Source organism: Maribellus sp. CM-23, from assembly GCF_021354595.1.
In the GTDB taxonomy this organism is placed as follows: domain Bacteria; phylum Bacteroidota; class Bacteroidia; order Bacteroidales; family Prolixibacteraceae; genus Draconibacterium.
Window position 1 is genome coordinate 797,777 of sequence record NZ_JADWYJ010000001.1, and the last position, 20,408, is coordinate 818,184.

The 20,408-nt window shown below is 43.3% G+C and carries 21 protein-coding genes; 13 read left to right on the forward strand and 8 right to left on the reverse strand.

Going from position 1 to position 20,408, the window contains the following annotated elements; all coding sequences use genetic code 11:
* Positions 1–693 carry an NUDIX hydrolase gene (locus INQ51_RS03085; RefSeq protein WP_233376429.1) on the forward strand — a complete coding sequence of 231 codons (693 nt, stop codon included), beginning with the start codon at positions 1–3 and terminating at the stop codon, positions 691–693.
* Between the two features lie 34 nt (positions 694–727).
* Here the strand turns inward: INQ51_RS03085 and INQ51_RS03090 are convergent, their stop codons facing one another.
* Positions 728–2,626 (reverse strand): amidophosphoribosyltransferase, encoded by a 1,899-nt coding sequence (locus tag INQ51_RS03090; protein WP_233376430.1) that lies wholly within the window; start codon positions 2,624–2,626, stop codon positions 728–730.
* Positions 2,623–3,084, reverse strand: coding sequence for an SPOR domain-containing protein (locus INQ51_RS03095; protein WP_233376431.1), 462 nt, complete (start codon positions 3,082–3,084; stop codon positions 2,623–2,625). Before INQ51_RS03095 ends, INQ51_RS03090 begins: the two co-directional genes overlap by 4 nt.
* 268 nt (positions 3,085–3,352) lie before the next feature.
* On the opposite strand from INQ51_RS03095, the gene miaB reads away from it, so the two are divergent.
* Genes miaB through INQ51_RS03110 form a run of 3 tightly spaced genes read left to right on the forward strand, consistent with a single transcriptional unit; the run spans position 3,353 to position 5,414 of the window.
* Positions 3,353–4,684: a tRNA (N6-isopentenyl adenosine(37)-C2)-methylthiotransferase MiaB gene (gene miaB / locus INQ51_RS03100; protein WP_233376432.1), complete on the forward strand. Its 1,332-nt coding sequence runs from the start codon at positions 3,353–3,355 to the stop codon at positions 4,682–4,684.
* Positions 4,685–4,688: 4 nt separating this feature from the next.
* A complete protein-coding gene (locus tag INQ51_RS03105; protein ID WP_119436954.1) occupies positions 4,689–5,042 on the forward strand; it encodes a carboxymuconolactone decarboxylase family protein in 354 nt (117 codons plus the stop codon).
* Between the two features lie 48 nt (positions 5,043–5,090).
* Positions 5,091–5,414 carry a NifB/NifX family molybdenum-iron cluster-binding protein gene (locus tag INQ51_RS03110; RefSeq protein WP_119436955.1) on the forward strand — a complete coding sequence of 108 codons (324 nt, stop codon included), beginning with the start codon at positions 5,091–5,093 and terminating at the stop codon, positions 5,412–5,414.
* Here the strand turns inward: INQ51_RS03110 and yjjX are convergent.
* Positions 5,401–5,934, reverse strand: a complete 534-nt coding sequence (yjjX, locus tag INQ51_RS03115; RefSeq protein WP_233376433.1) for an inosine/xanthosine triphosphatase — start codon at positions 5,932–5,934, stop codon at positions 5,401–5,403. The two genes, INQ51_RS03110 and yjjX, sit on opposite strands and share 14 nt — an antisense overlap.
* 153 nt (positions 5,935–6,087) lie before the next feature.
* Between yjjX and INQ51_RS03120 the strand changes: the two genes are divergently transcribed.
* The 4 genes from INQ51_RS03120 (at position 6,088) to INQ51_RS03135 (ending at position 9,975) form a co-directional block, all read left to right on the forward strand.
* A complete protein-coding gene (locus INQ51_RS03120; RefSeq protein ID WP_233376434.1) occupies positions 6,088–6,534 on the forward strand; it encodes a GNAT family N-acetyltransferase in 447 nt (148 codons plus the stop codon).
* Between the two features lie 36 nt (positions 6,535–6,570).
* Positions 6,571–7,233, forward strand: a complete 663-nt coding sequence (locus INQ51_RS03125; RefSeq protein ID WP_233376435.1) for a helix-turn-helix domain-containing protein — start codon at positions 6,571–6,573, stop codon at positions 7,231–7,233.
* A gap of 93 nt (positions 7,234–7,326) precedes the next feature.
* Positions 7,327–8,481, forward strand: coding sequence for an alkaline phosphatase (locus tag INQ51_RS03130; RefSeq protein WP_233376436.1), 1,155 nt, complete (start codon positions 7,327–7,329; stop codon positions 8,479–8,481).
* 150 nt (positions 8,482–8,631) lie between these two features.
* Positions 8,632–9,975 (forward strand): 1-acyl-sn-glycerol-3-phosphate acyltransferase, encoded by a 1,344-nt coding sequence (locus INQ51_RS03135; protein ID WP_233376437.1) that lies wholly within the window; start codon positions 8,632–8,634, stop codon positions 9,973–9,975.
* 65 nt (positions 9,976–10,040) lie between these two features.
* Here INQ51_RS03135 and INQ51_RS03140 read toward each other — a convergent pair whose 3' ends face one another.
* The 3 genes from INQ51_RS03140 to kdsB all read right to left on the reverse strand — a co-directional run bounded on the left by INQ51_RS03140 (position 10,041) and on the right by kdsB (position 14,459).
* Positions 10,041–13,028 carry an insulinase family protein gene (locus INQ51_RS03140; RefSeq protein WP_233376438.1) on the reverse strand — a complete coding sequence of 996 codons (2,988 nt, stop codon included), beginning with the start codon at positions 13,026–13,028 and terminating at the stop codon, positions 10,041–10,043.
* 281 nt (positions 13,029–13,309) lie between these two features.
* Positions 13,310–13,660, reverse strand: a complete 351-nt coding sequence (locus tag INQ51_RS03145) for a T9SS type A sorting domain-containing protein (protein WP_233376439.1) — start codon at positions 13,658–13,660, stop codon at positions 13,310–13,312.
* Between the two features lie 64 nt (positions 13,661–13,724).
* On the reverse strand, positions 13,725–14,459 hold the full coding sequence (gene kdsB, locus INQ51_RS03150; RefSeq protein WP_233376440.1) for a 3-deoxy-manno-octulosonate cytidylyltransferase: 735 nt from the start codon (positions 14,457–14,459) through the stop codon (positions 13,725–13,727).
* A gap of 252 nt (positions 14,460–14,711) precedes the next feature.
* On the opposite strand from kdsB, the gene INQ51_RS03155 reads away from it, so the two are divergent.
* The 4 genes from INQ51_RS03155 to secG are packed head-to-tail and all read left to right on the forward strand — an operon-like array spanning position 14,712 to position 17,396.
* Positions 14,712–15,944 (forward strand): sigma-54 interaction domain-containing protein, encoded by a 1,233-nt coding sequence (locus INQ51_RS03155; protein ID WP_233376441.1) that lies wholly within the window; start codon positions 14,712–14,714, stop codon positions 15,942–15,944.
* Between the two features lie 3 nt (positions 15,945–15,947).
* Positions 15,948–16,463 (forward strand): LPS assembly lipoprotein LptE, encoded by a 516-nt coding sequence (lptE, locus tag INQ51_RS03160; protein ID WP_119436964.1) that lies wholly within the window; start codon positions 15,948–15,950, stop codon positions 16,461–16,463.
* A 2-nt stretch (positions 16,464–16,465) separates the two neighbouring features.
* Entirely contained in the window at positions 16,466–17,065 is a 600-nt protein-coding gene (locus INQ51_RS03165) for a tetratricopeptide repeat protein (RefSeq protein ID WP_233376442.1), read from the forward strand.
* Positions 17,066–17,069: 4 nt separating this feature from the next.
* Complete coding sequence (gene secG, locus INQ51_RS03170) at positions 17,070–17,396, forward strand: preprotein translocase subunit SecG (protein WP_233376443.1); 327 nt, start codon at positions 17,070–17,072, stop codon at positions 17,394–17,396.
* A gap of 101 nt (positions 17,397–17,497) precedes the next feature.
* Here the strand turns inward: secG and INQ51_RS03175 are convergent, their stop codons facing one another.
* Both INQ51_RS03175 and INQ51_RS03180 read right to left on the reverse strand, forming a co-directional pair.
* Entirely contained in the window at positions 17,498–18,067 is a 570-nt protein-coding gene (locus INQ51_RS03175) for a hypothetical protein (protein ID WP_233376444.1), read from the reverse strand.
* A 547-nt stretch (positions 18,068–18,614) separates the two neighbouring features.
* Complete coding sequence (locus tag INQ51_RS03180) at positions 18,615–19,715, reverse strand: helix-turn-helix domain-containing protein (RefSeq protein ID WP_233376445.1); 1,101 nt, start codon at positions 19,713–19,715, stop codon at positions 18,615–18,617.
* Between the two features lie 392 nt (positions 19,716–20,107).
* On the opposite strand from INQ51_RS03180, the gene groES reads away from it, so the two are divergent.
* A complete protein-coding gene (gene groES / locus INQ51_RS03185; protein WP_233376446.1) occupies positions 20,108–20,386 on the forward strand; it encodes a co-chaperone GroES in 279 nt (92 codons plus the stop codon).
* The last annotated feature ends 22 nt before the right edge of the window (positions 20,387–20,408 follow it).

Genomic DNA, 20,408 nt, shown 5'->3' on the forward strand with positions numbered 1-20,408 from the left:
ATGGATTTCTATCAGCAAGAACACCGAACGCTTGTAGCCGTTGACTCGATTATTTTCGGATTCAATGAAAACGACTACGAATTGAAGCTCTTGCTTCTGAAAAGAAATTTTGAACCCGCCAAGGGAGAATGGTCGCTGATGGGAGGTTTTGTTACTCCCGAAGAAAGCCTGGATGAAGCAGCACAGCGGATTGTCCAGAAACTCACCGGGCTGGAGAATGTTTACATGGAACAACTCTATGCTTTTGGTGATCCCCGCCGCGATCCGGGGGGCAGAATTATTTCGGTGGCCTATTTTTCGCTGATAAAAATTAACGAATACGACAAAGAGCTGGTTAAAAAGAACGGTGCATCCTGGATACCTTTGTCCGAGTTGCCCGAGTTGATTTTTGACCACAACGACATGGTTTCAACAGCACTCAGAAAGTTGCGAATTCGTGCCCGCACGCAACCTATCGGATTTGAATTGCTTCCGAAGAAATTTACCATTCCGCAATTGCAGCGTCTTTACGAAGCCATTTACCAAAAACCGTTCGACAAACGTAACTTCCGACGCAAAGTACTGACCATGGGACTGCTCGACAAGCTGGAAGAAAAGGAAAAGGAAACCTCCAAAAAAGGAGCCTTTTACTACCAGTTCAACACCGCCAAATACGAAGAATTACTCCGCAGGGGATTCAACTTCGAACTCTAAAAATCAAAATGAAAACATTGAAAAGAGCAGACTGTTAATAAGCCCGCTCGTCTTTCCCTTCCACAAAATTGATAAACGAACTGTTTACCACCCGGTTTCCTCCCGGAGTTGGGTAATTTCCTGAGAAATACCAGTCACCCAAATCGTTCGGACATGCTTTGTGCAGGTTTTCCAGCGATTGATATACAATCTCCACCTCCGCCTTGCAATCTTCCGGTTTTAGCAGCTCCGCAATTTTGGCTGAAATTTCTTCGGGAGTAAACGGTTTGTAAATTTCGCGTACGTAATTCACCATTTCTTCTTTTGGCAAATTCTCCTGCTCTTTACATTTCTTGTAAACGTCCTGGATCAGTCCCTCTTTACCATGATCTTTCAGCAGCTCGATGGCGGCATTAAAAGCAATGAACTTGTCCAAGCGGGCCATATCGATTCCATAACAATCGGGATAGCGGATTTGCGGTGCAGATGAAACCACAATGATCTTTTTCGGATGCAGACGGTCCAGAATTTTCAGGATACTGTTCTTCAACGTGGTTCCCCGAACAATCGAGTCGTCAATAATCACCAGCGTATCCACATCGTTTTTAATGATACCGTAAGTAACATCGTAAACGTGTGCTACCAGGTCGTCGCGACTGGCATCATCGGCAATAAAAGTCCGAAGTTTTACGTCTTTGATGGCAATTTTTTCCACCCGCGGCTCAAAGGAAAGAATCCGCTTAATATCTTTATCGCTTAGCGAACCGTTCTTTTTCTGAATCTGATCAATCTTCCAGTCAACCAGGTAATCCCGAACCCCCTGCACCATGCCATAAAAAGCGGTTTCAGCGGTATTGGGAATATACGAAAACACGGTATTCTCAAAATCGTAATTCACTGCCTTCAGCACGGTTGGAGTCAACAAATGGCCCAGTTCCTTGCGTTCCTGGTAAATGCTTTTATCGCTACCACGCGAGAAATAAATCCGTTCAAACGAACAGGATTTCCGTTTGTGCGGCACCCTGATCATGTCGCGACGAACTTCGCCATTGTTTTTAATGATCAACGCTTCGCCGGGTGCAATTTCGTTTACCTCGTTGGCATGAACATTCATGACGGTTTGAATCACCGGGCGCTCTGATGCAACCACCACAATTTCATCGTCGGCATAATAATGTGCCGGCCTGATCCCCCAAGGGTCACGAACCACAAACGCATCGCCGTGTCCAACCAAACCGGCCATGGCATAACCACCGTCCCAGTCTTTGGAGGCACGCTCCAGAATATTCTGAATATCGAGGTTCTTCTCGATAAGAGGAGAAATCTCGGAATTGGAATATCCTTCGTTTTTATATTTTCTGAAAAGCAACTGGTTTTCTTCGTCAAGGAAGTGCCCTACTTTTTCGAGCGCAGTTACCGTGTCGGTATACGCTTTCGGATGCTGCCCCAAATCAACAAGTACATTAAATAACTCGTCGGTATTGGTCAGATTGAAGTTTCCGGCAAGCACCAAGTTTCTTGATTTCCAGTTATTTTGACGCATAACCGGATGAGCAAACTCGATACTGTTACGGCCAAAAGTTCCGTAACGCAAATGTCCTAAATAAAGTGATCCGGCAAAGGGATAGTTTTGTGCAGCCCATTCCGGATCATTTATATCAGCATCGTGTCGTTTAGCCTTCTTCAATGGTTTGTTGACCTTCTCGAAGATATCCTTAATCGGATTTTGCTCCACCGATCTCACCCGGCTGATATAAGGATATCCCGGCGCCATCTCACTTTTCACACAAACCAGCCCGGCACCGTCCTGACCTCGGTTATGTTGTTTCTCCATAAGAAGATACAGCTTGTTCAGTCCGTACTTCCAGGTTCCGTACTTTTTGTGATAATACGACAGTGGTTTTAACAAACGAATCAATGCAATACCACACTCGTGCTTAATCTGATCACTCATTTTGAATTCGGTTTCAACAATGGAAAATTAATTACATCCGGAACAACAAAGGCGGTTGGATATTCCCTTTGTATCTTTTTATACAACTTCCAAGCTTCGTTCTTGGTCCTGAAATCGCCTACCCGAACCCGAAAATTTGGAGCTACAAACTTAATGTGCACCGCATATTCCGGATATTCAGACAAAAAATCAACTTTGGTTTTCAGCGCTTGTTCTTTTGCGTCCATTTTTGAACTAAAGAAAATCTCCACCCTAAATCCATCCATTCCCTCTTTTTCGTGGTTCTTTTCAATATGCCAATCCAGCATTTTGTCCAACACAGGATCACGCTCTACCTGCAGCTTGTCAAGAATGGTAACACCGGCTGAATCCGGCACAGCATTCACCCCCACAAAATCCTGAGCACAAGCAAACTGCGCAACAAAGAAAACAGCCAAAAAGAGAATCAGAATCCTCATTATTCCTTTAATTGAGTGTGCAAATATAATTCAAAAACATATAAAACAAGAACGTATCAAAGATCAAGTCATTGCCCTTAATCATATAGTAATGTCAGCATTCGTCCAAACAGGAAAACAACAAACACTCATTTTGAATTCTACCGCATGCCAAGTCGAGAGGTTTCATTTTCAACCAACAAGCGCCCACAAACGCAGATATGCGCTATTCAAAAATCGATGCAAGCTCGTTTCATTCACAAATAAAAAATAACTTTGCGCCCGCATCATGGAAGAGAGAAAATTATTTATTGAAACGTATGGCTGCCAGATGAATGTGGCAGACAGCGAGGTAGTAGCCGCCATACTACAAGAAAAACAATACACACTGGTGGAATCGGCCGAAGAAGCTGATACAATTTTTTTAAATACCTGCTCGGTACGCGACAATGCCGAACAACGTATCTGGGGAAGACTGGCGCATTACAAAAGCCTGAAAAAGAAGAAAAAAAACCTGGTTGTAGGGGTTTTGGGCTGCATGGCCGAAAGAGTTGGCAACGAGTTTATTGAAAAGGAAGCGGCTGATTTGGTGGCCGGTCCCGATGCCTACCGGGATCTTCCGTATCTAATTGATAAAGTTAACGACGGACAGGCAGCGGTAAACGTTGAGCTTTCCACCATTGAAACCTACGACAAGATTACCCCTGTCCGGATTGGCGACAAAGCCATTTCGGGTTTTGTAAGCATCATGCGCGGATGCAATAATTTCTGTACCTATTGCATTGTTCCCTATACCAGGGGACGTGAACGAAGCCGTGATCCGCAGGACATTTTAAACGAAGTCCGCGATTTATCGGAAAAGAACTACAAAGAAGTAACCCTGCTCGGGCAAAATGTAAATTCGTTCATGTGGCTGCCCGAAGGTGAACGCAAACCCGTAAAATTCTGGGACTTGCTCGACATGGTGGCACAGGTGGATCCCAACATGCGCATCCGTTTTACTACGTCACACCCGAAAGACATGTCGGACAAAGTGTTGCGAACAATGGCAAAACACGACAACCTTTGCAAACACATTCATCTGCCGGTACAATCGGGCAGCTCGAATGTATTAAAAACCATGAACCGCAAATACGACCGGGAGTGGTACCTGGGGCGCATCAGTGCCATACGCGAAATTCTACCCGAATGCGGCGTAACCACCGACCTCTTTGCCGGGTTCTGTGGAGAAACTGAAGAAGATCACCAGGAAACACTTTCATTAATGAAAGAGGTTCGTTTTGACAGCTCGTTCATGTTTAAATACTCGGAACGCCCGGGAACTTACGCGGCCAAACGGCTCGACGACGATGTTCCGGAGGACGTAAAAACACGCCGGCTGAACGAGGTGATTGCTTTGCAAAATCAAATATCGATCGAAAACAACCGGGCCGACATTGGCAAAACCGTTGAAGTATTGGTGGAGGGTACTTCAAAAAAATCAGACGAAATGCTGTTTGGCCGGACTTCGCAAAACAAAGTAGCGGTATTTCCCAGGTACAATTATAAAAAAGGCGACCTGGTTAAAATTACCGTGAACGATTGCACACAAACTACGTTAATTGGAGATATATCAAAATAAGACCATGGGGAAATTAGTAGATGAATTCAATGCCTACCGGGCAAAAATGAATGAAAAAATTCTGGCTTCGGACAATAAAGTAATGAAGCGCATTTACAGCCTCGACACACTTACCTACCAGGAAGGTGCATTAAGTACGAAAGTAAAGGAAATGCTCGGACTGGCCACTTCGATGGTACTGCGTTGCGACGACTGCGTTAAATACCACCTGGAGAAATGCTACGAGCAGGGAGTTACCACCGAAGAAATTTTTGAACTGTTCGGGGTTGCCAACTTGGTGGGCGGAACCATTGTCATTCCTCACACCCGGAGAGCCGTTGAATACTGGGAAGAACTGAATAATTCCCCACTCAATTGAGCCTTTTTCGATTTCAATTGTTATTATTACATCTTAAAATTTTCGACTATGGGCAAACTGTTTGCTATAACTTCATCGGGTAAAACCGAAAAATCGTTTTTGGACCTACGTTTTGGAAAATGTCTCAACGTTGTCATTTTTGATCCTGAAAAAAATACTTTCTCCATTCAGGAAAATCCTTGTCTGGATGCAGAACATACAGGTGTTAAACTGGTAGAATACCTGAAAGAACAAGGCGTAACAACCATTATCACCGGAGAAGTTGGCCCAATGGTCAGTCAGAAGCTGGAAAACGAAAAAATTCAGTTGGTTCTTCTACCCGAAGAGCGCATCAAGATTGAAGAAGTGATGGACCGCATCACTGGGAAATAGGCAGATAGAGTTCTTTATTCAGAAAAGGAATAAGGGCCAGCTGCACAGCCTGGCGGTACAATTGCGTACGGTCTATTTTATCACCGGTCAGTAATCCTACAGCACCCGATTTTTGCTTCGAATTGTGTTGTTTAAAAACCATGTCGTTGGCAATGCCCAGTTCGTAGCCGTTATCGATCAGGACAGCAACTTTGGGAGGGAGTAAAAAACTGGTGGTTCGCGATTCGCCTTTTTGCGATCCGTCGGAAATAACCACCCACGCAAAAGCCACCAAACCTTCTTTTTCGCGGTGCAGCCCGCCTTCAATACCAATCCAAAAGTCGGCTTCCGGAAAAAGCTTTCGGGCATTGGCAACCCGGTTTCGGGCTCCTTCCAGTGTTTCTTCATCGCTCATTGGTTGGTCTGAAACACCTGATTCTACCGAAACACCGTTCACAATTACTGGATCAAAAAAGGACCCGAAGCCTTCAATGGCGGCATTGATCTTTACCGGATTCCGGGATGCAACAATGATTTTCATGAATATTTTTCTGTAAAAAAATGAATAATCCTGAAAACAAAAAAACAATTCGGGTCCCGCAGCGAAGAAAATGGAAAGAAATCGCGTTTCATGACTTGTCTCTTGTTTGAATTGGCGAGGAATACCTATTTTAGATCATCAAAACTAAAAACTATGAAAGTAAGACTGGCAACCATCGACGACCATGAAAGACTGGTAGAGTTTCAAGTGGCTATGGCCCACGAAACGGAAGGAATTGAGCTTCAACTGTCAAAAGTAGAGCAAGGCGTGGAAGCTGTTTTAAGAGACTCTAAAAAGGGAAGTTATTTTGTGACCGAGATCAATGGAGAAGTAGTGGCTTCGTTGCTCACCACCTTCGAATGGAGCGACTGGCGAAATGGAACCATCATGTGGATCCAATCGGTGTATGTAATGCCACGCTACAGGCGAAGAGGTGTTTACCGCAGCATGTACGCACACATAAAAAGTATGGTGCTGAGTTCAGACGAATGGCACGGCATACGGCTTTATGCTGATAAATCGAATCACTCGGCTCATCGTACCTACGAAAACCTGGGGATGAACCAGGATCATTATATTACTTTTGAGTGGCTGAAATAAAACAATCGGGCCACATAGTTGTTGGGAGTTGGCAAGATGAGCAGATACCTTTACAAGTTGATAGAGCAGGGCGAGCATGAGCAGCAGGATTTTAAGTTCTGCATCAACGACTCCAAAAAGATTGCGAAATCGCTCGTGGCTTTTGCCAACACCAACGGTGGCCGACTGCTGATCGGAGTAAAAGACAATGGTAAAATAGCCGGGATAAGTTCTGACGAAGAATTTTACATGATTGAGTCGGCCGCCAAAATATACAGCAACCCGGCGATTAATTTCACCACCCGCCAATGGCATGTTGAAGGGAAAACAGTGCTCGAAATAGGCATTGAAAAAGGCGATAAAAAACCGTATTTCGCCAAAGATGAAAACGGAAAATGGCTGGCCTACATTCGCATTGGCGATGAAAATTTTCTGGCACACCGCATACAAATTGAAGCCTGGAAAAAAGAAAACAGCACTACCGGTGTGTGTTTTTCCTATTCCGACGACGAACGTCTTTTGATTGAATACCTCCAGAACAACGACAGCATTTCCTTTTCAAAATACATGCGCCTGGCCCAGCTCTCGCGGAAAAAGGCGGGCGACATTTTAAGCAACTTTGTGGTGATTGATGTATTGAAGATCAGGACGACCAACGAAGGCACAACTTTTGTATTAAATCAGGACTTTGATAAAAGTGAACTGGAAAAATTCAGGTAAACATTAACAAAAGCGTATCTAATTTGTAACATAATTTGACGGTTTTATCAAAAAAACTAAATAGTTTCGCAACAATTTTATAAAACTATAAGCATGTTCAAAAAAATACTTTTACTGTTTGTACTGGCAAACATGGTATGGATTGCTTCGGCACAGGACGAATATTTAAAGGCTGAGTCAGAAGACAAAGAAAAAACTTACTTAGGCGGGGAAGCTTATGAAGTAAAAATATACCCTCAGAAGTTTAAGTCGGACAAACCCAAAAACGTAATTTTTATGATTGGCGACGGGATGGGCGTATCGCATGTTTTTGCAGCTCTTACGGCCAATCACGGAAAGCTTTTTCTGAATAATTTCAAATACAACGGCTATTCCAAAACACAATCAGCCAGCGACTACGTAACGGATTCTGCTGCAGGCGGAACAGCGCTGGCATGTGGCGTAAAAACATACAATGGCGGCCTTGGAGTAAACAAAGACACAGTGGCTGTAAAGTCGCTTCTTGAAATGGCAGAGGAAAAAAATCTGTCCACCGGACTCGTGTCTACTTCAGCCATTACCCATGCCACTCCGGCCTCCTTTATTGCACATCAGTCTTCGCGAAGCAAGTACGAAAATGTTGCAGCCGACTTCCTCAAAACCGATATCGATGTGTTTATCGGCGGTGGAATGAACCACTTTACCAAACGCAAAGACGGCCGCAACCTTTTGGAAGATCTGGCAGAGAAAAACTACCGGGTTGAAACGGATATGGACAAAATTGCCACGGTAAAAAGTGGAAAACTGGCCGGGTTAACAGCAGAGATGCACAACCCGCGTTTAGCCGAACGAGGCGATATGTTGCCGGTTGCCACCGAAACAGCTATCAATATTTTAAGCAACAACAAAAAAGGCTTTTTCTTAATGGTGGAAGGTTCTGCTATTGATTGGGGAAGCCATGCAAACAGTACCATTTATGTGATCGAAGACATGCTCGACTTTGACCGCTCGATTGGTAAAGCGCTCGAATTTGCAGCAAAAGACAAGGAAACTCTTATTGTGGTAACCGCCGATCATGAAACCGGAGGGCTTACACTTACCGCCGGAAATGAAGAAACCGGAATGGTAAAAGGTGCTTATGCCACCAAAAGCCACAGTGCGGTAATGGTACCTGTTTTTGCCTATGGCCCGGGGGCTGAAAACTTTACCGGAATTATGGACAACACCGATGTTCATAAAAGAATCAAAGAACTACTTTTGAAAGACTAAGTTCAAACAATAAAATAGGAAACCGGAATTTTGCCATGCGCAGATTCCGGTTTTTTATTTTTTGGGCATTGTTTTTTATCTTTCCGCCGCTTTTCGAAACAATACCAATTCAATAAAGGTATTAAACTGGGATTAATAAGAAGATTTTGCATGAAATACGAGAAATGGTCGCTGGGTTACTTCTTCCTCAAGCAGTACGTGCGTTTTATTGACTTTATCATTCACAAAAAAATAATTGTAAACGGGAAAGAAAACATCCCGAAAAAGGTGCCGATCGTTTTTGCGCCCAACCATCAGAATGCGCTAAGCGACCCGATGGCCATTTTGTTACACACTCCGTTTCAGCCGGTTTGGCTGGCACGGGCCGATATTTTTAAAAACAAAATTGCCGCATTCCTGCTTCGTTTTCTCAAAATAATGCCGGTTTACAGGCTGCGTGACGGAAAAGAACAGCTTTCGAGAAACGACAAAACATTTGCCGACTCCATCCGGGTACTTGAAAACCATGTTCCGCTTGCATTATTTCCGGAGGCAGCCCATTCGGGAAGACGCCAGATGCTGCCACACAAAAAAGCAGTGCCGCGCATTGTTTTTCTGGCGGAAGAAAAAGCAGGGCACAACCTGAACATTCATATCATCCCCACAGGAATTTATTACAGCAGCTACTGGAAGTTTAACCGCACGGTGATCGTTAACCTGGGGGCACCGGTTCGTGTCAACGATTTTTTGGAGGAATATGCCGAAAATCCCAACAATGCCACGCAACAATTAAAAGATGCCCTGTACAACGCCATTGAGCCGCTAACCCTCAATATCAAAAGCAAAGAGCATTACGAAGATTTTGAAACCATTCGGGAAATCTACGGCAAGGAATATCTTCGCCGGCAAAACAAACCGTTTTCGTCAACTGACCTGTTCCACTCCGACCAGCAACTGGTGCGGCACCTGGATGAATACGAAGCTCAATCTCCGGAGAAAACCAACGAGCTGGTAAAGCTTACGAAAGACTATAAAAACCTACTAAAAAAACACGGACTGAAGAGTTGGCTACTCGACAAAAGCAATTACAATGCATTAAAGATTGTTCGCAACAAACTTATATTGCTGATAGGGCTCCCCGTATTTCTTATGGGCTTTGTTTTTAACGCCGTCCCCTTTTTCCTGATCGACAGCTTCAGCCGAAAAAAATTAAAAGACATTGCGTTTCGAAGCACCTTTTTCCTGGTACTAGGATTGCTGTTCTTCCCCATCGTTTATTTACTTGAACTTTGGGCGGTATCAGCATTCCTTCCCGGAATTTGGTTCAAGCTGCTGTTTTTGGGTTCACTTCCGTTTGCCGGCAAATTGGCTTTCCGCTGGTACATTCTTTTCCTGAAAACATGGGGCCGCGGACGTTTGCTTTACCTCCGATTGTTTTGTAAAAAGACATTTGTACAGCTTCAATCGAAAAAAGAAAAGTTGTATTCCGCACTTGAATCCATGATCATTGTTTAGCACATTATACAAAAAAGAAAAGGAATCCTCCCGGATTCCTTTTCTTTTTATAATTGACCGGAAACTTATTCCGTCAAACTCACTACCGATCCAAATAAACCGGCGTTTTCCTTTACCTTCTCTTCGTTGCCATACACACAAATCGCATCCTGCGCCAACACATCTTCCACCAGTTTCTTCATTCCCTTGATGTCGTCAGCCGTGGTTGCCAACACAGCCTCGCGCTCGGCTTTTAACTGTTCAGGAGTCGTTTTCTCGAAGTAATATTCTATTGCCAGATTCCCTTTCTGAGAGGCCGTTTTCGGGCCATCCATCCGCGAAATCGTACCGATAATGTAACGGGTCATCGTGTTGTCATCCGCTTCAAACTCATCCAGGTAACCCGGGGTTTTGTCATATGTTTCGATAGTTTCTTTCAGGTTCGGGTCGCGGTAAGACGCAAAATAAACATTTCCGCTTTGAGAAATACCGGCAAAACCGCCATATGCGCCACCAATTACGCGCACCTGGTTTTGCAGCCAGTCGGTGGAAAGTACCTGGTTCAAAACACGCATTTTCCCGTCGTATTCGTATCCCAGCTTTTTGAAATCGTACCCTTTTACAACGTACTGCACTTTTGATGCCGACTCCAGACCTTCGTTCTTTTTCTCGTAGTCGAAATTCCAATCCTGCCATTCAACTGGCGCATCTTTTACGGCTGCCGCAAAGCTTTCCAATCCTGCAGAATAACCCGCAAAATCTTTTTCGCTGCACGTAATGGTTGCGATCAGGTTTTCTTTGCTAAACAACAGGTCAGCCGTTTTTTCGAGATTCGCAATTATCTCATCACTTTTTGCATCGAAATTCTCTGCCAGGTCCGAAACAAAACGGTAATAATCAAGCCCCTGTGTTTTTTCGCTGTACATCCCCGATTTCGAATAATAAGAAGTCAGGCGGGTCATAGCATAATTCAATCCATTGTTTTTAATGTCAGAATCCACCCGGGCATGATGCCTTGTAATAAGCTCTTTCAGTCGCTCCGGATCGTTTATTTTGGAACGGTTGACCACTTCGTTTACCAACTCAAACATTTTACCGGCTTTTTCGGTAGTAGCTTTCGAATAAACAGCAAATTTGGGAAGAATATTTTCGTTCGACTGGTCTTCCAGGTAAGTCGTCAGATAGGTGTTAAAACCACCGGTGTTAATGTTTAGTGCATTGTCCAGGTCGCCAAAGCTGTAGTTTTCGGTATTCAGTTTTCCCAAAACCGACGACAATAGCTTGGCATAAGAAATCAACTCTGCCGGCAGCACCCGAACATCAAAATACAAATTACTGTAAAGAATGTCGTTGGTGAATTCTTCGTGTTGCACCACATCAACGCCTGCCACCTCCTGTTTTTTTACATCAAACCATTCCACTTCGGAACTGATATCCGAACGCTCCAACATCGGAATGCTCGCCAAGGCTTCGGGTGTATCTTCTTGCTTTTGGTATTCAATCAATGCCTGTGTATCCCCGATCAGTTCGTCGATCTGTTCTTCATTCAGACTTGCCTTGTAAGCTTTCAGCTCTTCCTCGGTAGCTGCACTAATCTTAGCCTGAAGACCGGGCTCCGGTTTCAGCACCATCAACAAACTATGCGGATTGTCCAATAAATAATTTTTGACAGCCGTTTCGAGCAAATTCGTTGTTAACGCTTTTTTAGTTTCCTCCAGCGGCGCATTAAACTCAAGCCCCACAAAAGGATCGTCAGCAAAAAACCAGGTTTGGTAACTCTGCATTACATACATCAAACCTTTTTGCGGAGTGTTTCCTTCTTTCATATTGAATTCCATACGGTTCAGGATTCCTTCCACCATTGTTTTGTCAAATCCTTCGTTTGCCGCTTTTTCCATCGCGCTGAATACAATTTCCCGGAACTTGTCTTTATCTTCCGGGTTCGCATTCTGCACGGTAATTTCAAAAACATTCTGTTTTGCCTCGTTAAACGAAGCCCTTACATCGCGTCCGATCCCTGCTTCCTGAAGCGCCAGCCTCACCGGAGCCGATTCGTGGTTCACCAATGCATCGGTTAAAACATCAAAGGCCATCGACAGAGCGCGGTCGGTACTTTGCCCGGCCACAAAACTCAGGTTCAAAAATGTTTGATCCTGTGTGGGCGCACCTTCCGGAACTGCGTAGGTTTTCTCAGCTTCTTTCATCACCTCAAAAGGCTTTTGAAGCGGAATCTCTACCTTCTGATCCGACAGTTCGTATTTCGATAAGTATTCCGAATCGATAAATGCCAGTTCCTGATCCAAATCGGCATCGCCATACAGTAAAATGTAGCTGTTCCCCGGGTGATAGAATTTCTTGTGAAAATCAATAAACGCCTCGTACGTCAACTTTGGAATTTCAGTTGGATAACCACCCGACGAAACTCCGTAAGTGTTATCCGGGAAAAGAATTTTATTGATCTGGTAATCCAACTCACGGTTTGGGCTGGAATAGGCACCTTTCATTTCGTTGTAAACAACGCCTTTGTAAACCACATCGCCATCTTTACTTTCCAGTTCATGGTGCCAGCCTTCCTGTTCCAGAATTCTCGGATCTTCATAAATCAATGGATTCAGAACGGCATCCAGATACACGTGCATCAGGTTGAAGTAGTCCTTGTTGTTCATACTGGCTACCGGATAAGTGGTGATGTCAGAGCCGGTCATTGCGTTCAGAAAAGTATTGAGCGAACCTTTTACCAACACATCAAACGGACTTTTTACCGGGAAATTTTTAGACCCGTTCAGCACCGAATGCTCCATAATGTGGGGAGTTCCGCAGTCGTTCTCCGGCACTGTTTTAAAAGCAATATTAAACAGCTTGTTCGGATCGTTGGCAGCAACTTTCAGTAAACGGGCACCGCTTTTGTCGTGCTTAAAAAGCAAACACTCGGCATTCACCTCGTCTACAAATTTCTTTTCAACCAGGGTAAATCCATGGTAGTTATTACCTTCCTGGTACTTTTCTTTTGGCGCACACGAAATCAGGACTGACATGAGCACCGTCAAAACAATCAATGCAGTTTTTTTTCTCATATTATGAAATTTTGAATCGTCGAAATATGTACCGTATAGTTCTTTTGAAGTTTGAGTTTCTGTACAAACCTGTGTTCGCCGCTGTTGCTCCGCATAAAAGTTACAGGAACACGATCTGTCTCTATTCTAAATAATCACAGAATAAGACTACGAATGTGGCATTTTATTACTGTTTGAACAATAAAATTCGACACAAACTCTGCAAAGGAAAACGAAGCAATGCTTTCAGGAGATTTTGAAATATGTAAGGGCGAAAACCGGCGTTGACTAACTTTCAGCTTTTAGTTTTTAGAAACCATCAACTTTTTGGTGAGAACCTGATTGTCAGAAGTCATAATCCGCAGAATGTAAATCCCGTTAGGCAGCTGATGCAACAGAATCGTACTTTTTTGTACCGGGAAATCGTAAACTTCTTTCATTACTTCCTTTCCCGTAATGTTTATAAAATGAGCTTCTGATATTTCTTTTGACTGCAACTCGAGCGTTACTTTGTTATTCTTACAGGGATTCGGATATACCTTTAACTCCACTTCTACCTGCTCTTTTCCTTTTACCGAAGAATTCGCAAAATTTTGCGCAGAAGCATTGGTGTAAATAAACAGTGTAAATATGATAAGTAAAAAATACTTCATTGTTCCAATTGTTTTGCTTCTTTTCAAAGGTAACAATTTTCATGCCCTTTTGGATCACCGCCTGTTAAAATAAGCTAAGTGCTGCCTGCAAATCTTCCGGGGTATCAATGCCTATCGACTGCGAATGGGTCTCTGCCGTTTTAATCCGGTAGCCGTTTTCAAGCCACCTCAATTGCTCCAGCGACTCAGTAAGTTCCAATTTACCTTGCTCCAGTTGGGTAATTTGCTGCAGCACTTCCGCCCGAAAAGCATACATGCCAATGTGCGCCCAGAAATCGTGTTTTTTTATCCACTTCCCATCTTCCGCTCCGCGCACGTGCGGAATAGCCGACCGGCTAAAATACAAGGCATTGCCCTGCGTATCCAAAACGGCCTTGGGCCTGTTCGGATTAAACAACTCTTCAGTGGAATCAATTTTTTTCACAAGTGTTGCTATCTGAACATCATCAATAAAGCACTCTTTCAGCAAAGCAATTTGTTCAGATTGAATAAAAGGCTCATCCCCCTGAATATTGATCACCACATCAAACGAATGGTCAGCCGCCAAAATACGAGCTGCCTCGGCACACCTGTCGGTTCCGCTCTGATGTGTAGAAAGAGTTTTCACAGCTTTGCCTCCAAAACTTTCAACAGCGTCAAAAATGCGGTCGTCATCCGTTGCCACACACACCAGGTCCAATGCTTTAGCGGCATTTTCGTACACCCACTGAATCATGGGTTTATCCTTGATCATCACCAAAGGTTTGCCGGGAAAACGGGTTGACTGGTAGCGGGCAGGTATTATTCCAACGAATTTCATTTTAATAAATCTCTATCAATTTGATACCGCAAAGATAATATTCAATACAGGAATTGGAGCTTCTGAACCGAAGCTTAAAATCAAGAAAGGCTAAAAATTCTTAATTGTCAGTACGCAACAACCATTGCCGGTAAAAAATTGTAATTTTGCGCTTTGATCTTTGCACGGGTAAAATTCACGAGCAAAAAAGTAACCTGAAACAGCGTTTTAAACGTTTTTTGTTTTCAGGGTAAAAGAAGAAAGTGTATAGACATGGATATACAGACAATTAAACAGCGATTCGAAATTATAGGCAACTCACCGGGTCTGAACCGTGCGATAGAAGTAGCGGTGCAGGTTGCACCCACTGATTTGTCGGTACTTATTACCGGAGAAAGTGGTGTAGGTAAAGAAATTTTCCCGCAAATCATTCATCAGTATTCGAGCCGTAAACACGGAAAATACATTGCAGTAAACTGTGGTGCTATTCCCGAGGGAACCATCGACTCCGAACTTTTTGGCCATGAAAAGGGTGCTTTTACCGGCGCACTGGCCGACCGCAAAGGATATTTTCAGGAAGCAGACGGCGGCACCATTTTTCTGGATGAAATCGGAGAGCTTCCTTTGTCGACACAGGTTCGCCTGCTGCGTGTGCTGGAAACCGGGGAATTTATCAAAGTAGGTTCGTCGCAGGTAATAAAAACCAATGTCCGCGTAATTGCGGCCACCAATGTTAATATTCCCAAAGCCATTGAAGAAGGAAAATTCCGCGAAGACCTGTATTATCGTCTGAATACGGTGCCCATCTCCATTCTTCCCTTGCGTGAAAGACCCGATGATGTGAACCTGCTGTTTCGGAAATTTGCCCGCGACTTTGCCGAAAAATACAGAATGCCCCCGGTAAGGTTAACAGAAGACGCCCGCTCGGCCCTGATGAACTTTCGGTGGCCCGGTAACATCCGTCAACTAAAAAATGTAACAGAGCAAATCTCAATTATTGAGCAGGAACGTGAAATAACTGCCGAAGTTTTACAGGAATATCTTCCTTTTACTGGCAGCAAAAACTTACCGGCTATTTTTTCGCGTGCTGAAGACAACAGGTCGTTTGCCAACGAACGCGAAATTCTGTACAAGGTCCTTTTTGATATGAAAAAAGACATGACCGACCTGAAAAAACTGGTACTCGACCTGATGCAAAACCGCGATGGAACACTTTCCGGCGATCAGGCACAGATAATCCGCAACCTGTACGACTCTGAAGATGTTGGTTTTTCGGCAAAAGAACCGGCAAGCAGCCCGATCCATATTTCGCATGTAGAGAAAGAACATATCCAGGATACGGAAGAATTTGTGGAAGAATCGCTTTCTTTGGCTGACAAAGAAATTGAGCTTATTCAGAAAGCGTTGGAAAAACACCGCGGCAAACGCAAATACGCCGCGCAGGAATTGGGAATTTCAGAACGTACGCTTTACCGGAAAATTAAGGAATACGATATTAAGGGATAATCTATGCTAAAAAAAATATTTGCCGTCATCATTTTGGCTTTCATCGTTGGAGGACTTGCTCCCTCATGTAAAGTAAGTTACTCGTTTACCGGAGCCAACCTTTCTCCTGAAGTAAAAACATTTACGGTCTACTATTTCCCCAACCGTGCGCGATTGGTAAACCCAACGCTGGCGCAGAACTTTACCGAGAAGCTGAGAGAAAAAATGCAACGTCAGACTTCACTTCACGAATTATCGGAAGGAGGAGATATTGAGTTTGAAGGCCAGATAACGGGTTATGAATTTCGCCCGATGGCGGTACAAAAAGATGACTTCTCGTCTCAAACCAGGCTTACTATCTCCATTAAATTAAAGTACACCAACAGCAAAGTTCCGGCTGATAATTTTGAGCAGAACTTTACGGCCTACGAAGATTTTGACAGTAACCAGCCCATCAGTTCGGTAGAAGACGACCTGACGGAACAGATTATCGATAAGTTAACCGAAGATATTTTTAACGCCACCATTGCAAACTGGTAAGTATGAAACGGGAACAATTCACCAAATACTTACACAACAGCGCCTTGCTCAACCAGGAATCATTGGAGCAGTTGCGGGGCCTTACCGTTGAATTTCCGTGGTTTCAGGCGGGTTGGATGCTCTATCTCAAAAACCTGAAAACGGTTGATTCACCTCAATTCGAGGAGGTTTTGAAAAAAGTGGCGGTAATGGTTCCCGATCGCAAACAGTTGTATAAATTCCTGAACAACGAGATTCGTTTTCAGTCCCGCGAAGTTTCGCCTGATCCGGCTTCTTTATACCAGCTCGAGGAAACTGCCTCTGCTGAAGTTCAGGGAAATTCTCTGATTGATCGTTTTCTGAATTCAGGCCCGGCCAGTTTCAACCGTCCGAGCCATCGACCACAACCTTCTGAATCAACTGTAAACAAGGACATTCTGGACAAATCAGTAAGCGAAAATGATGAATTAATTACCGAGACATTGGCGAATATCTATTTTCAGCAAAAAAATTATACAAAAGCGATTGAATCCTTTGAGAAATTAAGTTTGAAATTTCCGGAAAAAAGTATTTACTTTGCAAGCCGAATTAAAGAAATTGAAGTAATAAAGAATAATACGTAAGAAGATGTATACTTTTATCACAGTTTTACTGTTTATCGTTTGTATCCTTTTGGTGATGATTGTTTTGGTACAAAACTCAAAAGGAGGTGGCTTGGCCAGTAACTTCCAGTCTACAGGTCAGGTGATGGGTGTTCGTAAAACAACGGATTTTCTTGAAAAAGGGACTTGGGTACTGGCAGCAGCTTTGTTGTTTTTGTCGGTTGTTGGTGCCGGTTTTATTCCGCGTGAACAAGTAGAAGCTGAGCAGTCGCGTGTTCAACAACAAATCGAGAATGTTGCAGACCCAACACAGGTTCCAACTTTCCCGACTACTCCTCCGGATTCAATCTAACAGTTTTACGACTGTTTATATTCGAAGAATAACAACAAAAAAATATTTAGCCACTTGATTTTTCAGGTGGCTTTTTTGTTTTGTCTTTGGACAAACAGCTATTACAAAGTGAACCTTGGCGAAGAAAGATCAGATTCTACGACTACGGGAACCTTTAGATCGGCATGAACGGTTATTTCGAAATTGGAGTACCCGTAAACACTGATAAAGATGAGATTTCTGGGATTACTGTCCATCTTTTGAATCACCGGCTGCAAAAAATCATCCAAATCGAGGCTAAACTCAGCTGCTGTTAATGACTGTCCCTCGCCCAGCAGTTCCACCGGTTCCTGCATGTGAATATCCAGGCTCCCTACAGCGGCATATCCCCAAACAATGGTGAGCGACTGAATCTCGTTTGCGCCTTCCAGACCGTTGAATATTAGCTGCGACCCACTACCCGGAGCCACTCCCAACACCGCTCCCGGACAATTAACCAGATTGTCTTTGTTCGCGAGACAAAAAGAAGTATTCCCCCTGAACATATAGGCTTCGACAGCAGTACTTTTTGCAACAACGCCCTCATCCATCTGCCAGGCATCTAACGGAACTTCGACCAGCAGTTCGGCATCGGTTTCCAGATTTGTTTCGGCTTTCTCGCAAGAGATGGTGAACATAAGTAATACTCCCATCCAAAGTAAATTTAAGATTTTCATGGCTTTAGCTTTTATAATAATTGTTTCCTGTCGATGCAGTTTCGTCGTATTGTCAGGCATTTTGTTTACGATATTTTAAGTTGGTATGTTTCGGGAAACCGGCTAAACCAAGAGCTGAAAACAGACAAAAACCAGGCTCCGGGTTGTTGAATAAAAGTCTCAAATAAGTGATCGACCCAATTGTTGCAACATAAAAAGCATCGAAAAAGCTCTTTTTGTTTTCATGGAATATCCTTTGAGGTTCAAAAAACATAATTTATACACATTTACCCTGGCTCGTTGGGAGCTTCAAACCTAGTCTGCTTTTGTCGCTCTAATCGTGGCCGATCAATCTGAGTAGTTCTTATTTACTGTCAACTCTCTTTTTGTTTCACCCCTTCCGATCTGCAAAAAACAAAACCGAAAAGTTTCAAAACTTTGAGTTTTAGCAAATTTAAGGCAGACAGCAGGCACACAAATGTCAAATTTGATTCAGGAAAAAGCAATTTTAGACCAAAATGTCTTTTATTCCAAATTGCGTAGTTCAGAATTTTCTATCGCCTACAATTTGCAGATAGTCTGAAGGGGTTATTCCAAACCTGGCCTGAAAACATTTGGTGAAGTATGAAGGACTGCTAAATCCGGATTCAAAGGCAATTTCTGCAATACTCGATTCCTGCTTATTCAAAAGATCGATGGATTTTCCTAAACGGTACTCTCTGATAAAGTTATTGGGTGACAGTCCCAGTAAAGCAATCATTTTCCGGTAGATTTGAGACTTACTCCAGCTCAGTTGTTTCGAAAAGTCATCGACCAGGAAAGACTCGTCCTGCCACTTTTTCTCCACGCAGTCGAGCAACATGTTTACAAACTGCTCATCCTCGGCACTCAACACGTCAAAAAAATCCGCGTCTATCCCAATCCCTGAACCTTCTGCCTGAGTCAACTCCCTGAAATCCGAACTCAGCAGCATTTTTTCCCGGGCAATATGACAAAGCCGTTCACTGCGCCTGGTGGCCACTGTGCTTTCCCCATTTCCGGAAGAAATTTTTGCCACCGTACTTAGCCCCATTCTTAAAAAGACTTTCGAATGCAGTTTTTTATTCAACAGTGCGTAAAACTTTTCTTTTAAAAGAGACGAGCACTGTATCGCTTCATCTGCAAATTCAAAAACAACATAAAAACGCTCGGAACCACTGTTTAATACTTTCCCGTTGAATCCACTAACAACAGGCAGGATACCGGAGTAGAAATCTCTCAGCGTCGTTCTGAAATCGCTGACTTCTTCTTTTTTCATTGACGCAAGCATGGTATCAAAAACCAGCATTACCTGCCTACCTGTCGACCTCCGCCCATTCGTTTTAACTTTCGACTCTTTTCGCAAGCGCTGCAAATCACTCCATACATTCTGCAACGCGGGCTTGTCAACTTCGATTAAGTTACGAAAGCTCTCTCCTTTGCCATCCAGAATACCTTCAGATTCCGTGGCGTCGACCATGCAAATAATCTTTCCATCTGCCCTGTTGAACAAACAGACCAATTCCTGCGACTCATATAACTTCAACAATGAACACAACTCCGACAAGTGAATATCCCTGAATCGTTCTATCTCTGGTTTATCACGACGGTCAGCTAATTTTGACATATCGTGAATTTTAAATGAACACTCGTTAGTGGAAATTTTCTGGTGAAAATAAAGGCTAGATCACGCCAACCAAAACTTTCGTAGTGAAACACCGGTTTTCTTAATTTGTTCATTTATTTAAACATTTCCTTTTATTGAAATAAAATCATCGTTGAGCACTAAACAATCGTTTGTTTTGGCTTGATTTCTGTCAGCCTGTCAGACATTCTGACAAGCCAATAAATCACTATACAACAAACACTTAAATAAGAACAGTATTTCAACAAGAACCAGGCTGGTGCAATTTTGTCCCGAATTATCATCTAAGTTTTCAGAAACCTCCCTTGGCACAGAATGTGATACGAACACCGTGTCGAATTAAAAAAATGTTTAATAAATAAATTCTTATTACAATGGCAGAATTAAAAGGTAGAATCCTGGCTGGCAAAATTCTTGTAAAGCCACAGGAAGCTGAAACAAAAACGTCCAGCGGAATTATCATTCCTGATTCAGCAAAAGAAAAACCACAAGTGGGTTCAGTAGTATTGGTAGGTGCTGACAAAAAAGACGAACCAATGGAACTGAAAATCGGTGATGTTGTTTTCTACGGGAAGTATTCGGGAACCGAACTAAACATTGACGGTACCGATTATTTATTGATGTCGCAAAACGACGTTTTATTCATTAATTAATCAAAACAAAAAACAGATAAAA

Coding starts and splice junctions, on each gene's coding strand:
- INQ51_RS03180 (WP_233376445.1), bottom strand. CDS start 19,715: ATGTCAAAATTAGCTGACCGTCGTGATAAACCAGAGATAGAACGATTC.
- groES (WP_233376446.1), top strand. CDS start 20,108: ATGGCAGAATTAAAAGGTAGAATCCTGGCTGGCAAAATTCTTGTAAAG.
- INQ51_RS03090 (WP_233376430.1), bottom strand. CDS start 2,626: ATGAGTGATCAGATTAAGCACGAGTGTGGTATTGCATTGATTCGTTTG.
- INQ51_RS03155 (WP_233376441.1), top strand. CDS start 14,712: ATGGATATACAGACAATTAAACAGCGATTCGAAATTATAGGCAACTCA.
- INQ51_RS03105 (WP_119436954.1), top strand. CDS start 4,689: ATGGGGAAATTAGTAGATGAATTCAATGCCTACCGGGCAAAAATGAAT.
- INQ51_RS03175 (WP_233376444.1), bottom strand. CDS start 18,067: ATGGGAGTATTACTTATGTTCACCATCTCTTGCGAGAAAGCCGAAACA.
- INQ51_RS03145 (WP_233376439.1), bottom strand. CDS start 13,660: ATGAAGTATTTTTTACTTATCATATTTACACTGTTTATTTACACCAAT.
- INQ51_RS03085 (WP_233376429.1), top strand. CDS start 1: ATGGATTTCTATCAGCAAGAACACCGAACGCTTGTAGCCGTTGACTCG.
- INQ51_RS03125 (WP_233376435.1), top strand. CDS start 6,571: ATGAGCAGATACCTTTACAAGTTGATAGAGCAGGGCGAGCATGAGCAG.
- INQ51_RS03135 (WP_233376437.1), top strand. CDS start 8,632: ATGAAATACGAGAAATGGTCGCTGGGTTACTTCTTCCTCAAGCAGTAC.
- yjjX (WP_233376433.1), bottom strand. CDS start 5,934: ATGAAAATCATTGTTGCATCCCGGAATCCGGTAAAGATCAATGCCGCC.
- INQ51_RS03095 (WP_233376431.1), bottom strand. CDS start 3,084: ATGAGGATTCTGATTCTCTTTTTGGCTGTTTTCTTTGTTGCGCAGTTT.
- INQ51_RS03165 (WP_233376442.1), top strand. CDS start 16,466: ATGAAACGGGAACAATTCACCAAATACTTACACAACAGCGCCTTGCTC.
- secG (WP_233376443.1), top strand. CDS start 17,070: ATGTATACTTTTATCACAGTTTTACTGTTTATCGTTTGTATCCTTTTG.
- INQ51_RS03120 (WP_233376434.1), top strand. CDS start 6,088: ATGAAAGTAAGACTGGCAACCATCGACGACCATGAAAGACTGGTAGAG.
- INQ51_RS03140 (WP_233376438.1), bottom strand. CDS start 13,028: ATGAGAAAAAAAACTGCATTGATTGTTTTGACGGTGCTCATGTCAGTC.
- kdsB (WP_233376440.1), bottom strand. CDS start 14,459: ATGAAATTCGTTGGAATAATACCTGCCCGCTACCAGTCAACCCGTTTT.
- miaB (WP_233376432.1), top strand. CDS start 3,353: ATGGAAGAGAGAAAATTATTTATTGAAACGTATGGCTGCCAGATGAAT.
- lptE (WP_119436964.1), top strand. CDS start 15,948: ATGCTAAAAAAAATATTTGCCGTCATCATTTTGGCTTTCATCGTTGGA.
- INQ51_RS03110 (WP_119436955.1), top strand. CDS start 5,091: ATGGGCAAACTGTTTGCTATAACTTCATCGGGTAAAACCGAAAAATCG.
- INQ51_RS03130 (WP_233376436.1), top strand. CDS start 7,327: ATGTTCAAAAAAATACTTTTACTGTTTGTACTGGCAAACATGGTATGG.